The organism is Streptomyces sp. ADI96-02, assembly GCF_003846185.1.
GTDB lineage: Bacteria > Actinomycetota > Actinomycetes > Streptomycetales > Streptomycetaceae > Streptomyces.
In genome coordinates this window covers 5,427,986-5,441,392 of the sequence record NZ_ML123034.1, presented here as the reverse complement: position 1 = coordinate 5,441,392, position 13,407 = coordinate 5,427,986, and the positions used below count along the sequence as shown (strand labels likewise).

Genomic DNA, 13,407 nt, shown 5'->3' with positions numbered 1-13,407 from the left:
GGGCTCGTCCACCGCGACGATCTGGACTCCCGCCTCGGCGAACGCGACCCTCGCCTCCGCCGAGATCCCGGCGTCCGTCACCAGGACGTCGACGAGCCCCAGGTCGCACACGCGCGCGAAGGCCCGTTTGCCGATCTTCGAGGAGTCCGCGGCCACGACCACCCGCTGCGCCCGCTCGGCCAGCAGCCGGTTGACGCTGGCCTCGCCCTCGTGGTGGACGTGGACCCCGCGTTCGACGTCGATGGCGTTCACGCCGAGGACCGCGACGTCCAGCGTGATCTCGTTCATCACGCCGACGGCCAGCGGGCCGGTCAGCTCGTAGGACTGCGGCCTGGCGACGCCGCCGGTGACGACCATCTTGATCTGCGGGCGGATCGCCAGCTCGCTCGCGATGTTGAGCGCGTTGGTGACCACGGTCAGGGTCGGCTGCCCGCCTGCCGCACCCGTCTCGCCGACGATGTCGGGCCGTACCGCCAGCGCTCTGGCCACCTCGGTCACCGTCGTGCCGCCGGTCAGTCCGACCACTTCGCCGACCGCGACGAGCTCCGACACCGCACGGCCGATGGCCTGCTTCTCCGGCGCGTGGCGGCCGGTCTTGTAGCGCAGAGCGAGTTCGTAGGAGACCCCGTGCGCGACCGCGCCGCCCCTGGTCCGGGTGAGCATGTGCTGTTCGGCGAGCTGGTCGAGGTCGCGGCGGATGGTCGCGGCCGATACGCCGAGCGCCGCCGCGGCCTCCTCGACCTCCACCCTGCCGTGCTTGCCGACCAGTTCCAGCAGCGCGTCCCAGCGGGCGTCCCTGGACAAGAGCTCTCCTCACCTTCCGCCACGGACACCGCGTTTCCCGGGAACGCGGTCGCCGGTGGCCGGACAGCCGCAAGGGTCGCACAGGACCCCCGGCACCGGCCCGCTCCCACCTGCACGTTGCTTGTTTTTGCTCGATAAGTGCCTGTAGCGTGCAGAATTATGCATGCGGGCGTCACTCGACCGAGCCGCCCCATCGCCGTCCCGTCGTTTCCCCGTCCCCGTCACCGTGGAGTGCAGACGTGTCGTATGTAGAGACCGAGACAGCCAGTCAGCCCGCGTGCTGGCGCCGAGCCGCCGACCTGGCGGGCGACCGCGCCAAGGCTCTGCCGGCCACCGGCGAGCGCGTCGCCGTCGTCGGCTGCGGGACCTCTCTCTACATGGCACAGGCCTACGCCTCGCTCCGCGAGAGCTCCGGACAGGGCGAGTCGGACGCCTTCCCCGCCTCCGAGTTCCCGCTCGGCCGCGCCTACGACCGGGTCGTCGCGCTCACCCGCTCGGGAACGACGACCGAGGTGCTGGAACTGCTCGGACGGCTGCGCGGCACCACGCGGACGGTCGCCGTGACCGCCGATCCGCGGACCCCGGTGATGACGGCCGCCGACGACCTCGTCGTGCTCGACTTCGCCGACGAGCGGTCCGTCGTGCAGACCCGGTTCGCGACCACCGCCCTGACGCTCCTGCGCGCGCACCTCGGGCTGCACACCGAGGACGTGGTCCGGGACGCGGAGCGGGCGCTCGCCGAGCCGCTGCCCGAGGGGGTGGCGGAGTGCACCCAGTACTCCTTCCTGGGCCGCGGCTGGACGGTCGGCCTGGCCCATGAGGCGGCGCTGAAGATGAAGGAGGCGTCGCTCTCCTGGACGGAGTCCTATCCGGCGATGGAGTACCGCCACGGGCCCATCAGCATCTCCACCGACACGACCGCGACGTGGATGTTCGGCCCCGCCCCGGAGGGGCTGGAGGAGCAGGTCCGCGCGACGGGCGCCCGCTGGGTGGAGAGCGCTCTCGACCCGCTGGCCGATCTCGTACGCGTACAGCGCCTCGCCGTCGCACGGGCGGCGGCCCGCGGTCTCGACCCGGACCGGCCGCGCCACCTGACCCGCTCGGTGGTCCTCGACGAGGGCTGAGGGCCGACGCCGAGGGCCGACGGGAGCGCGGTTCGGCCCGTGCGGCGACGGCCGGCTCCGGTGCCGGACGACCGCGGAAGACGACCTTGGTGCCGAGGCACTGCCCCGGGGTTCTTACCATGGACCCAGGACGCGGCCGACTTCCGCGAACCCCCACCGCCCAGCTGGAGCCCGCATGCACGTCGCACTGTCAGCCGCCGCCGAGGAGAAGCCGGGCGGTGTGGCGGGCTGGGCAACCGGACTCGTCGAGACGCTCGGCGGCCCCGGGGCCGGACTCGCCATCGCCCTGGAGAACCTCTTCCCGCCGCTGCCCAGCGAGATCATCCTGCCGCTCACCGGCTTCGCCGCCTCGCAGGGCGCGCTCAGCCTGGCCTCGGCGCTGATCTGGACGACGCTCGGCTCGGTGGTCGGCGCGCTCGCCCTGTACGGGATCGGCTCCGTCTTCGGCCGTGAGCGGATGCACGCCCTCTGGGCGAAGCTGCCGCTGGTGAAGGCGTCCGACCTGGTGCGTACGGAGGAGTGGTTCGCCCGGCACGGCACCAAGGCGGTGCTGCTGGGCCGCATGGTGCCGGTCTTCCGCAGCCTGATCTCGGTGCCCGCGGGTGTGGAGCGGATGCCGCTGCCCGTCTTCACGGCTCTGACCACCGTGGGCAGCCTGGTGTGGAACACCGTGCTGGTGATGGCCGGCTACCTGCTGGGCGACCGCTGGGACGTGGTCGGCGAGTACGTCGGCGTGCTGTCCAAGGTCGTGCTGGGCGGGGCCGCGGTGGCGCTGATCGTCTACGTGGTGATACGCGTGCGGAGCGGGGACAGCACCCGCGCCCGCCACCGCCGCACCCGCTGACACCGTCCGCCCGCGCCCGGCCGCCGATCGTCTCGGTGGCCGGGCGCGGGCGTTCGCGCGCGGGCGTTCGGGCGCGGGCGTTCGGGCGCGGGCGTTCGGGCGCGGGCGTTCGGGCGGCCCGGGAGTCCGCTCAGGACTCCTCGAAGTAGGCGTCCAGTACGGCGTCCAGCTCCGCGGGCCAGCCCTTCAGCTCGGCCCGGGTCGCCGCCTCGACCTCGGCGTTGAACCAGCGGCGCGTCGACAGGTGCACGGTGACGGTCAACCTGCGGCCGAACCGGGCCGGAGCGACCTCGACCGCGCCGATCTCGTCCCAGCGGAACTCCGCCTCCTGGTCGTCCAGCCGGAACCGCACGCCCGCCCGGTCCACGCGTATCGAGCCGCGCCGGTCGGCCACCTCGAAGACCGGCCCCTCCCCGCCGCCCTCCTCCGCGCCGTCCTGGACGGGCGCGTCCGGCTCCGCCCCGGAGCCGGACGGCTCGGGGGCGTCCGCCGCTTCCGCCTCGGCGGGCACCGCGTCCTCCGGCTCCGGTCCGGGCTTCCGCTCCGGCGAGCCGTCCTTCGCGAGGGCGGCGGGCGGGGGCGTGAGGCCGGGGATGAACGCCGGGTCGAGACCGGCGGCGAACTCGGGCTTCTTGTTCGAATCTATGCTCTGCTCCACGGCGGGCAGTATGGTCGACGAACCTGTACGTGACCAGTCACCGCCGCCCCGACACGCGCGTTCGCCGGTCGGGCCCGCCGTCGGCGGCGCGTGTGACCGGCCCGGCCGGGCCGTCACAGCACCCCTCTGCGCCACTCGCGGATCAGCAGGTTGCCGAGGTAGGCGCCGCCGATCGCCATGGTGTAGATCCCGACCGGCAGATCCTCGGACAGCGGCAGGTGCTGCGCGCAGAGGTCCGCGATCACCAGCAGGAGTCCGCCGGTCAGCGCGGAGAGCAGCAGGTGCGGGCCGGACGCGCGGGTGAGGCGCTTGGCGATCTGGGGTGCCGTCAGGGCGATGAAGGCGATCGGGCCGGCGACGCTGACGGCCGCCGCCGAGAGCACGATGGCGAGCACCACGGCCAGGCTCTTGGCCTTCTTCGGCTCGGATCCGAGCCCTTCGGAGATGTCGTCGCCCATCTCCCCGATGACCAGCCGCCGCGAGATCAGGGCGGTCAGCGGGGCGACCGCCAGCAGGACCAGCCAGATGGTGGTGGCGTCGGTCCAGGAACGGGCGGTGAGGCTGCCGTTGACGTAGGCGGTGAGGACGGACGCCTTGTCGCGTTCCAGCGCGTAGACGACGTACTGGGTGACGGCCGCGCCCATGGCGGCCACCCCGATCCCGGCGACGACGAGCCGGGCCGGGTTGCGGAAGCCGGTGCCGGTGGAGACGTACACCAGGGCCATGGCGGCGAGGGCGCCGATCAGCGCGCCGACGGCGACCGGGACCGCGCCGGGGAACATCAGCGCGCAGACGGCCGCGCCCGCCCCCGCTCCGGCGGAGAGCCCGATGACGTCGGGGCTGCCGAGCGGGTTGCGGGTCACGGACTGGAAGAGCGCGCCGGAGAGGCCGAGCGCCGCGCCGGTCGCGACGGCGACGGTCAGGCGGGGGCCGCGCAGCCGGTTGAAGACGAAGCGGTCCTTGCCCTCGGCGTCGCCCGCCAGGGCGGCGGGCAGGTCGGCGGGGTCGAGGCCGAGCCGCCCCAGGGTCAGGGTCGCCGCGGCGGCGGCGAGCAGCAGGACGAGGAGCCCGGTGCCCGCGAGGACCGAGGCCCGGCGCACCGGTATCGCCACGGTGCGGCCGACGACCAGGTAGCCCCGGGGCGCGGCGGGGCGGCGGGCGGTGTGCTGGGTGGCGGTCACGAGGCCCCTTTCATCCTGCGTACGGCGACGAGCAGCGCGGGCGCGCCGATGAAGGCGGTCACGACGCCGACCATGAGTTCGGTGGGGCGCATGACGACCCGGCCCACCACGTCCGCCAGGAGCAGCAGGGTGGGGCCCAGCAGGGCGGAGAAGAGGATCTGGAACCGGAAGTCGACGCCGACCAGGGCGCGTACGACATGCGGTACGGCGAGCCCGACGAAGGCGATCGGGCCGACGGCGGCGGTCGCGGCGGCGCTGAGCAGGGTGGCGGCGAGCAGGCCGCCGGCGCGGGTGCGCGCGGGGTGCGAGCCGAGGCCGAGCGCGGTCGCGTCGCCGAGGGCGAGCGCGTTGAGGCCGGGGCCCAGGGCGAGGGCCAGGGTGAGGCCGGTGGCGGCGAAGGGCAGGACGCAGAGGAAGACGTCGAAGTCCCGTCCGCCGAGGGCTCCGACGACCCAGTAGCGGTAGCTGTCGAAGACCCGCGGCTTGCTGAGGGTCACCGCCTGGACGAACGCGGTCAGGACGGCGGTGAGCACCGCGCCGGCGAGCACCAGGCGCACCACGCCGACGCCCGTCCCGGCGGAGCCGATCACGTGGACGAGCACACCGGCCAGCAGCGCCCCGGGCAGCGCCCACCACATGGTGTCGGTGGCGCCGGACGCGCCGAACCAGGCGGTGGCCGCGACGATGCTCGCGGAGGCCCCCGCGTTGATGCCGAGGAGGCCCGGTTCGGCCAGCGGGTTGCGCGAGACGCCCTGCATGAGGGTGCCGGCGACCGCGAGGCAGACGCCGGCGAGGACGCCGAGGACGGTCCTCGGGTACCGGCTCTCGACGATGACGGTGACGTCGGGGCCGGCGCTGCCCGTGAGGACGTCGAGGACGTCGCCGAACGAGGTGCCGCGGCTGCCGAACATGACGCTCGCGCACAGGGCGAGGGCCAGCGCGGCCGACCCGGCGAGCAGGAGGGCGGCCGAGCGGGCGGCGCCGGCGCGGGAGGCGCCGGCGCCGCTCGGCGGTGCGGCTGTGGTGGTTGCCATGGGAGTGGAGTGTGCCTCGTGGCCTCGGTGGTCGGGGTGCCCGGCCGGGGCTACTTGCCGGCGGCCTCGACGGCCTTGTCGATGATCGGCAGGTAGCGCTCGATCGTCCAGGGCACGGTGAGCGGGTTGATGATCGAGGAGGCGGTGACGAAGGAGTTGTCGTCGGCGGCGACGACCGCGCCCTTCTTGACGGCCGGGATCGCGCCGTACAGCTTCTGGCCCTCGATCTCCTCGCGGTTCTTCGCGTCCGTGTAGAAGGTGAAGACGATGTCGCTGTCCTTGAGCTTCTCGGCGTTCTCCAGCCCGATGAGGGCGGAGTCGGTGCCGGGGGTCTCCTTGAAGGTGTCGACGACCGGGTCGACCTTCAGGCCGAGCGAGGAGACCATCTTGACGCGCTGCTCCTCGGGCTTGAAGACGCCGAGGGTGCCGGGGCCGGAGTTGTAGATGTAGGAGAAGGTGACGTCCCGGTAGTCCGGCCGGGTGGCCGCGGCGTCGGCGAGCTGCTTCTCGATGGCGGTCTTGAGGCCGTCGGCGTCCTCGCTCCGACCGAGGGCCTTGCCGATGATGTCGATCTGCTGGTCCCAGTCGGTGCTCCACGCCTGGTCGGGGTAGGCGACCGTGGGGGCGATGTCCTTGAGGACGTCGTACTGCTTCTGCGTGATGCCGGACCACGGGGCGAGGATGACGTCCGGCTCCAGCTCGGTGATGGCCTCGAAGTCGATCTCCTCGCCGCCCGTGAACTGCTGGGGCAGCTCGTCGCCGGACTTCTTCACGGCCTCGTTGATCCAGGGCAGGTAACCGGACTTGTCGCTTCCCCACGGGTAGCTCTCGATGCCGACCGGGGTCCGGCCGAGGGCTATCGCCGTCTCGGCCGAGCCCTGTCCGAGCGTGACGACGCGCTCCGGCTTCTCGTCGATCGTCGCGGTGCCGAGCGAGCTCTTGATGGAGACCGGGAAGGCGCCCCCGCTCCCGGCCGCGTCCTTCGCCCCGGTCTTCCCGCCGTCGCCGTCCGAGGAGCAGCCGACCAGGACGAGTGCGAAGGCGGCGGCGGTGGCCGAAGCGGCGAGGGTGTGGCGGCGCACGCGGGTGAAGCCGAGCATGGGTGTTCCTCGTGGTTGGGGACGAGCAGGTTTGGTTAGGTAAGCCTAAGCTAAAACGTACCGAGGTGTCCGACGGCCCCGCACTCCGCCCCCGCGCAGGTCCCGGCCCCGGCCGCCGCCGCGCGACCCCCGGTAGCCGCGGGGCAGCCCTTAGGCTGGCCGGCGGAAGACGTTCTGGATCCGGACGGCCCCGCACCGCCGGATGACTCGTCGTCCCGGACCGCAGGAGGAGCAGTCATGACCGCAACGGAGCCTTCCCGACTCACCTCGCCCGGCCGGAACCCCGAACTCCGGGTCAGCGGAAGGTACTTCTCCAGACTGGCGCGGGAGCGCCCCGACATCGCGATGTGCCGGGCGGCGACGCTGGCCGCGCGCGTGATCGACGAGGAACTGGCGGGCCGCCGCCTCACCGCGTCCCAGCACCTCGTGCTGAAGATGCTCGACGACGTCGGCCCCTGCTCCCAGCAGGAGCTGAGCGAGCAGTTGCGGATCGACCGCAGCGTGATGGTGGGATGCATCGACGGCCTGGAGGGCTCCGGCCTGGTGCGCCGCGACCGGCACCCCCGGGACCGCAGGGCCTACGCGGTGACGTTGACGGCGGAGGCGGCGGCCGTGCTGGAGGCGGCGGAGGACAGCGTTCCGCGCCTGCTGGACCGGACCTTCGGCGCGCTCACGGCGGCCGAGCGCCGGACCCTGACGCGGCTGATGGGCAAGATCCTCGACGCGGACTGATCCGGGGCCGGCGGCCGGGCGGCCTGTTCACAGCCGGGCGGGGCCGTCGCCGGGCGGGGCCGTCGCCGGGCGGAGCCGTCGCCGCGTGCGTCCGCGTCCGCGTCCCCGGCGCGCGGCGCTCCCGGCGGGCGTTCCGCGTTCTTCCCCGACCCCGGCGGTAGCGTACGGACACCACGCCCGCGAGGGGAGCAGCCGTTGAGCGACGCCGGCCGGATCGACGTGACCCGTGAACAGGTCCTGGCCTACCGCGTCGCGGCCCAGGGCCTCGACCGCTCCTTGGCCGCTCCGGAGGTCCTGGCGCTCGGCGTCCAGGACACCCCGTACGGTTCGGCGCGGATCGCCCTGGCCGCGCGCGGGGCCTCACCGGACGGCCTGGAGCTGGTCTGGTCGTTCCGGGGCGCGCCTCATCTGCACCGGCGGGCGGGGCTGCCCGCGTTGGCCGGGGCGCTGTGGCCGCTCGACGACGCCGACGCGACCGCCCGGATCAGCACCGCCTCGATCAGGGAGGGCGCGCGGCTGGGGCTGGCCGCCTTCCGGGCCACCGCCGAGGCGTTCCGGGCGGCGGTGACCGAGCCGACGGCCAAGGGCGAGGTCAGTACGGCGGTGAGCGCGGCGGTGGAGCCGTCGCTGACGTACTGGTGCGCGACGTGCGGCGCACGGCACATCTCCGGGCTGCTCTTCCAGCAGGCCGCGCTCTTCGGTTCGGTGGGCGTCGCGGCGGAGCGGGGCAGGACGGTGCTGTCGCCGTTGGCGGAGCCGTTCCCGGTGCCGGAAGCGGCCTCGGGGACGGCCGGACTGGTCCGGGCCTACCTGCGGTTCCTCGGGCCCGCCACCCCGGCCGAGGCCGCCGCCTTCCTCGGCACGAAGCCGGCGGTGGTCCGGGCGGTGTGGCCGGACGGCCTGGCCGAGGTCGCGGTGGACGGGAGGAGCGCCTGGCTCCCGGAGTCCCGGCTGCCGGAACTGCGGGCCGCGACGAGCGGGGACGCCGTGCGGCTGCTCCCGCCGGGCGACCCGTACCTCCAGGCGCGCGACCGTGCGCTCGTCGTCCCGGAGAGGGGCCGGCAGAAGGAGGTCTGGCGGCCCATCGGCGGGCCGGGCGCGGTGCTGGCCGGCTCGGAGGTCGTCGGGATCTGGCGGGCGCGGTCGCACGGCGCGGGAGGCGGTGGCGGCACGGTCGAGGTGACCGTGACCGCGTTCGCCCCGCTGCCCGCCGCCGTCCGCCGGTCGGTGGAGGCAGAGGCCGGACGGGTCGCCGCCGCCCGGGGCGCCGAGGGGGCCCGGGTGCGCTTCGCGTGATCCCCGGCGTGCGGCGGTCGCGGCCTCCGCGTGGCCCCGGCCCGGCCCCGCATGCCGCCGGGCATGCGGATTTCATGCGGAGAGCGTGCGCCCCATGGACGATCGTGGTTCCTGACCGATCGCCTGCTCCTACGGAGGTACGACATGAGGCACGTCCGACACGCAGCCGTCCGCATGATGGGCCGGGTTCGTATGGGTGGCATGTACACCTACTGGAACATCTTCAACTAACCGGTCCGAGGGGGCACAAGCGTGAAGCGTGCATCTGGTCCGGACCGACCGCCGGGGCCCCGGGGCCACTGGCTGTTCGGCAACAGCGAGGACTACGACCGCGACCGAAGCGGGTTCCTGGAACGGTGTCACCGTGAATTCGGCGACGTCTTCTCCTTCGACGCCCGCACCGTCGTGGTGTCCTCACCGGACCAGGTGCACGCGCTGCTCACCCGGACCAACGAGGACTTCCTCGCCGAGAACTCCCCGCTCGCGGGCCCCGTGGACACCGAGCGGATGGCGGACGACGCCAAGCTCTGGACCACGACCCGCCGCGCGGGCTGGCAGGGGCTGCACCGGCGCGTGGCACAGGCGCACGCCGAGCGGCTGCACGAGATCTTCCTGGACACCGTCGGCGACGGCGAGCTCGACGTGCTCGCCACCATGACCGACTTCTTCGGCCGGGCGACGGCCGACTTCTGCCTCGGCCCCGACGCGGCGGGCGTGCCGGAGGCGCTGGCCGAGAACGTGGCCGCCATCGACCCGCTCTCGCGCAACTCGCTCCAGTTCCCGGCCTGGTGGCCCTCGCGCAAGGTCCGCCGGTTCACCGCGTCGCGCGAGCGGCTGCTGGCCCTCATGACCGATCTGGTGCGCCGCCGGCGGTCGGCCGGGGAGTCGCCCGTCCAGGACCTGCTGGGCGTGCTGCTCGCCCCGCGCGACCAGGAGCTGTCCGACCTCCAGATCGAACGGTTCCTGCGCGGGATCATGCTGGCCGCGCTGGGCGTCCCCGCCACCGCGCTCGCCTGGATCGTGTACGAACTGGGCGAGCGCCCCGACGTCCTGGCCAGGCTGGAGGCCGAGGCGGCCACCGCCGACGGCACGGTCCCGGAGATGGGGGCGCTGCCGTACACGGAGGCCTTCGTCAAGGAGGTGCTCCGGCTCTGGCCGCCGACCTGGCTGATCGGCCGGACCGTGCGCCGGGACACGGAGCTGGACGGATGGCGGCTGCGGACCGGCGACCAGGTCATGTTCAGCATGTACCGGCTGCACCGCGATCCGCGCTGGTGGTCGGAGCCGGACCGGCTGGTGCCCGAGCGGTGGCTCGACCCGCACAGCACGCCGGTCCGCCACACCTACCTGCCCTTCGGAGCCGGACCGCGCGTCTGCGTCGGCACCCAGCTCGGCATGATGCAGCTCACGCTGGCGACGTTCTGGCTCGTCGGCGGCATGGAGATCACCCGGAGCGAAGGAGCCGCCGTCACGCCGGACTTCGGCGGTCTGCTGCTGCCGCGCAACCTGTCGGTACGGCTGCGGCGGAAGTCCTCGCTGCGGATCTGATCTTCTCCCGGACGCCCTCGGCCTCCGCCGGGCGGTGCTGCCGCCGGTAGAGGTCCAGGGCCCGTTCCCAGACGTCCCGCGCGGCGGCGGGCCGCCCCATCTCGTGCTGGACGTCGCCGACGCGCACCAGGGTGTCCGCGCCCTGGTAGGTGTTGCCGAGCCGTTCGCGCAGCGCGAGGCAGCGGTGGTAGTACTCCAGCGCCTGCGGATACCGTCCGGTCCGGTGCGCGATGTAGCCCAGGCTGTCGAGGGCGGCGGACTCGCCGTTGGCGTCGGCGTGCCGCCGGAAGAGCTCCAGCGCCCGCTCGCAGGAGGAGCGCGCCTGCTCGTAGCGGGCCAGCTTGGCGTGGCACCAGCCGACGGCGCTGAGCGCGTTGCCCTCCCAGACCGGATCGCCCAGTGCCCGCTGGAGGCGCAGCGCGTTCTCCGCGTGGACGATGGCCCGGCCCGGCTCGCCCCGTACGGCCCAGGCGTAGCCCAGCGTGTGGCTGGTGTGCGCCTGCCCTGCCCGGTCCCCGTCCTGCTCGAACAGGCTCAGGGCGAGCTCCAGATGCTCGACCCCGTCGCCGGTCCGCCCGGCCTGCGCGTAGGCGTATCCCAGGTACCAGTGGGCGAAGGCCCGGGTGGAGCGGCGGCCGGAGCGGTCGGCCGAGGCCAGGGCGGTACGCCACAGGAAGATGCGCAGATCGTGCTGGCACCGGCGGATGTGGAAGGGGTCCATCGCCCAGGCCAGGCGCAGCACGGCGGTCTCCCGGTCGAGCCGGGCGGCCAGCTCCTGCGCGGCGACGAGGTTGGGCTGCTCGGCCTCGAACCAGGCCCAGGCCGCCGCCGCGTCCGCGAACTCCTCACCGGCGTCCGGGTCTTCGCCCGGTCCGGTGGTGGGCGACATACGGGTGCTCAGCGGCCGGTGCGGCGACAGCAGCCGGTCGCCGGCGCACGCGGTGCCGGCCAGGGCGTCGACCAGGCGGGTCAGCGCCTCGTGCCGGTCCTGGGCGGTCAGGTCGCCCCGGGCGCGTTCCGCGGCGTAGAGGTGGACGAGATCGTGGGTGCGGTACTGGCCCTGGCGGTGCTGGTGGACCAGGTGGGCGCTCTCCAGGTGGTTCAGCAGCAGTCGGGCCCGGGAGACCGGCACGCCCGCGAGGGCGGCGGCCGTGTGCGGGGTGAGGCCCGGCCACGGGACCAGTCCCGACAGGGCGAACAGCCGCGCGGCGGCGGCGTCGAGCGCCTGGTAGGAGGAGGCGAAGGCGGCCCGCAGGTCGGTGTGCAGATCGCCGGCGCGCAGGGCGTCGAGCCGGGTCGCGGGGGACCGCAGCTCGTCGGCTAGGACGGACAGCGGGAAGTCGGGATGCAGGGCGGCGCGCGCCGCGAGCACCCCGGTGGCCAGGGGCAGCCCGCCGCTGTGCTCGACCAGCGCCGCCACGCTGGCCGGATCCGCCTCGACCCGCGCCCGGCCCAGACGGCGGGTCAGCAGCCCCCGGGACTCGGCGCTCGACAGCGCGCCCAGCTCGATGAGGCGGGCGCCGTGGGCCGTGTGCAGCCCGGCGAGCCGGTTGCGGCTGGTGATGACGACGGTGCACCCGGAACCGCCCGGCAGCAGCGGCTCGATCTGCGCCAGGTCGCGGGCGTCGTCCAGCACGACCAACAGCCGGCGGTCGGCGACCAGCGAGCGGTAGAGCCCGGCCTGGGCCTCCTCCTCGGTGGGGATGACGGCCGGATGCACGCCGAGGGAGCCGAGGAAGTGGCGCAGCGCCGCCCGCGCGGGCAGCGGGCGGTTGGCCGGGTCGAACCCGCGGAGGTTGACGTAGAGCTGGCCGTCGGGGCAGTGGGCGAGGTTGTCGTGCGCCCACTGAAGGGCGAGCCAGGTCTTCCCCATGCCGCCGACGCCACTGATCGCGGCGATGGCCACGCCGCCCGGCTCGCGGTCGCGGGCGACCCGGTCGAGTTCGGCGCGTTCGTGGTCGCGGCCGACGAACAGGGGCGGTGGAGCGGGCAGTTGGCGCGGCACGGGTGCGGCGAGCGCGCCGGTGCGGGTGTCCTCCCGCGCGTCGGCCGCCGAGACGGAGGCCCCCGGTCCTGCCGGGGTGCCGTCCGGCTCGACCGGGACTTCCGGGCCTTGCGCCTCGGCCGGGACTTCCGGCTGGTCCGGGACTTCCGGCTCGTCCGGGACTTCCGGCTCGTCCGGCTCGTCCGGCTCGTCCGGGGCGGCAGAGGTGGCCGGAGCGGCAGGAGCGGCGCGGGCGGCCGGGCGCGCCGCCTGCGGTGCCCGCGCCGCGTACGGTGCGTGCGGTGCGCCGCCCGGTGGCGGTCCCGGCCGGTCCAGGGCGGTGTCGGCGGTGAGGATCCGCTGGTGCAGTCGCTGGAGTTCGCGTTCGGGCTCCAGGCCCAGCTCGTCCACGACGCGTTCACGCAGCCGCCGGTAGACGTCCAGGGCCTCGGCCCGCCTGCCGCCTCGGTACAGGGCGAGCATGAGGCGGCTGTGCGCGGGCTCGCGCAGCGGGTGGCCGGCGACGACCGGTCCCAGCTCGCTGATGACCTCCACGTGCCGGCCCAACGCGAGCATGGCCTCGGCCCGCTCCTCCACCGCCCCGATCCGCAGCTCCTCCAGCCGGGCCGCCTCCGCCGGGACGAAACGGCCGGCGGCCCCCTCCAGCGGCGCGCCCCGCCACAGGCCCAGCGCCTCGTCGAAGCGGGCCACCGCGGCGGCCGGATCGCCCGCGGCGGCGGCCTCACGGGCGAGCGCCACCCCGTCCTGGAACCGCGTCAGGTCCAACTGCCCGGCCTCCAGCGGCAGGACGTAACCGGGTCGTTGCGTGCGGATGAGATCGGAGCCCGCCGCCGCGCACGTCCTGCGCAGCTCGGAGACCAGCATCCGCACGCGCGCGGCGGGCGACCTCGGCAGCGGCTCGCCCCACACCGACTCGGCCAGCCGGTCCACGGAGACCACGCGGTTGCCGCTCAGCAGCAGTCCGGCCAGTAACGCCCCCTGTCTGCCGGTCACCAGGACGCTCTCCGCCCCGGTCCACAGCTCCACCGGCCCCAGCAGACGGGCTCTCCACCCCGCCCCGACTTCCCCACGCATCTGCGGC

General features: G+C 74.4%; 11 protein-coding genes. 5 read left to right on the top strand and 6 right to left on the bottom strand.

The window, feature by feature from the left end:
* Positions 1 to 804: DeoR/GlpR family DNA-binding transcription regulator (locus EES43_RS23740; RefSeq protein WP_164493237.1), on the bottom strand; the 804-nt coding region annotated here is incomplete at its 3' end.
* 239 nt (positions 805 to 1,043) lie between these two features.
* Here EES43_RS23740 and EES43_RS23735 point away from each other — a divergent pair.
* Positions 1,044 to 1,928: an SIS domain-containing protein gene (locus EES43_RS23735; protein WP_124270596.1), complete on the top strand. Its 885-nt coding sequence runs from the start codon at positions 1,044 to 1,046 to the stop codon at positions 1,926 to 1,928.
* Positions 1,929 to 2,103: 175 nt separating this feature from the next.
* Positions 2,104 to 2,772, top strand: a complete 669-nt coding sequence (locus tag EES43_RS23730) for a DedA family protein (RefSeq protein ID WP_124270595.1) — start codon at positions 2,104 to 2,106, stop codon at positions 2,770 to 2,772.
* Positions 2,773 to 2,902: 130 nt separating this feature from the next.
* Here the strand turns inward: EES43_RS23730 and EES43_RS23725 are convergent, their stop codons facing one another.
* From EES43_RS23725 to EES43_RS23710, 4 genes are all read right to left on the bottom strand, one after another.
* Positions 2,903 to 3,430 carry a hypothetical protein gene (locus EES43_RS23725; protein WP_124270594.1) on the bottom strand — a complete coding sequence of 176 codons (528 nt, stop codon included), beginning with the start codon at positions 3,428 to 3,430 and terminating at the stop codon, positions 2,903 to 2,905.
* Between the two features lie 113 nt (positions 3,431 to 3,543).
* The gene (locus EES43_RS23720; RefSeq protein ID WP_124270593.1) at positions 3,544 to 4,611 is read right to left on the bottom strand and encodes a FecCD family ABC transporter permease; all 1,068 of its coding nucleotides are present in this window, start codon (positions 4,609 to 4,611) and stop codon (positions 3,544 to 3,546) included.
* Complete coding sequence (locus EES43_RS23715; protein ID WP_124270592.1) at positions 4,608 to 5,645, bottom strand: FecCD family ABC transporter permease; 1,038 nt, start codon at positions 5,643 to 5,645, stop codon at positions 4,608 to 4,610. The genes EES43_RS23720 and EES43_RS23715 overlap by 4 nt, the downstream gene beginning before the upstream one ends.
* A 50-nt stretch (positions 5,646 to 5,695) precedes the next feature.
* Positions 5,696 to 6,745: an iron-siderophore ABC transporter substrate-binding protein gene (locus EES43_RS23710; RefSeq protein WP_124270591.1), complete on the bottom strand. Its 1,050-nt coding sequence runs from the start codon at positions 6,743 to 6,745 to the stop codon at positions 5,696 to 5,698.
* Between the two features lie 237 nt (positions 6,746 to 6,982).
* Between EES43_RS23710 and EES43_RS23705 the strand changes: the two genes are divergently transcribed.
* From EES43_RS23705 to EES43_RS23695, 3 genes are all read left to right on the top strand, one after another.
* Complete coding sequence (locus EES43_RS23705; protein WP_124270590.1) at positions 6,983 to 7,477, top strand: MarR family winged helix-turn-helix transcriptional regulator; 495 nt, start codon at positions 6,983 to 6,985, stop codon at positions 7,475 to 7,477.
* A 195-nt stretch (positions 7,478 to 7,672) separates the two neighbouring features.
* On the top strand, positions 7,673 to 8,773 hold the full coding sequence (locus EES43_RS23700) for a DNA glycosylase AlkZ-like family protein (protein ID WP_124270589.1): 1,101 nt from the start codon (positions 7,673 to 7,675) through the stop codon (positions 8,771 to 8,773).
* 252 nt (positions 8,774 to 9,025) lie between these two features.
* Positions 9,026 to 10,321, top strand: a complete 1,296-nt coding sequence (locus EES43_RS23695) for a cytochrome P450 (protein ID WP_124270588.1) — start codon at positions 9,026 to 9,028, stop codon at positions 10,319 to 10,321.
* Here EES43_RS23695 and EES43_RS31765 read toward each other — a convergent pair.
* A complete protein-coding gene (locus tag EES43_RS31765) occupies positions 10,242 to 13,400 on the bottom strand; it encodes an AfsR/SARP family transcriptional regulator (RefSeq protein ID WP_124270587.1) in 3,159 nt (1,052 codons plus the stop codon). The genes EES43_RS23695 and EES43_RS31765 overlap by 80 nt on opposite strands.
* Between the last annotated feature and the right edge of the window lie 7 nt (positions 13,401 to 13,407).